1 protein-coding gene is annotated in these 372 nt (G+C 44.9%); it reads left to right on the top strand.

All coding sequences use genetic code 11. From position 1 onward, the window contains the following. On the top strand, positions 1-232 hold a 232-nt coding region (locus ACNKXV_RS13510; RefSeq protein WP_417908255.1), incomplete at its 5' end, for a RidA family protein. Positions 233-372 lie beyond the last annotated feature (140 nt).

The raw sequence follows: 372 nt of genomic DNA, 5'->3' as shown, positions 1-372 counted from the left end.
CAAAGCCAACATCGGATCTCTCAATAAGATCAAGCGAGTGATTAAGGTATTGGGCATGGTGAATTGTGTGCCTTCCTTCGAAAGGCACCCCTATGTAATCAATGGATGCAGTGAGCTATTTGCTGCCGTTTGGGGGGAGGAAAACGGAATAGGAGTGCGATCCGCCGTTGGAATGGGCTCCCTTCCGGATAATATTCCTGTAGAGATAGAAGCCCTTTTCGAGCTGTTTTAAAATAAGAAATTAGGGATTAACCAGTGTCTTATAGGATTTAAACAGTCCGAGCACATCGCGGACATAGTTGACTGCGATGTGCCCTTTGGCAAAACCACTTTTTACGACAGGATCCCTATAGTACTCAGGATCACTTTTTA

The organism is Christiangramia aquimixticola (assembly GCF_048285835.1).
In the GTDB taxonomy this organism is placed as follows: Bacteria; Bacteroidota; Bacteroidia; order Flavobacteriales; family Flavobacteriaceae; genus Christiangramia; species Christiangramia aquimixticola.
The sequence above is the reverse complement of the archived record's forward strand: the minus strand, read 5'-3'. Positions and strand labels throughout refer to the sequence as shown.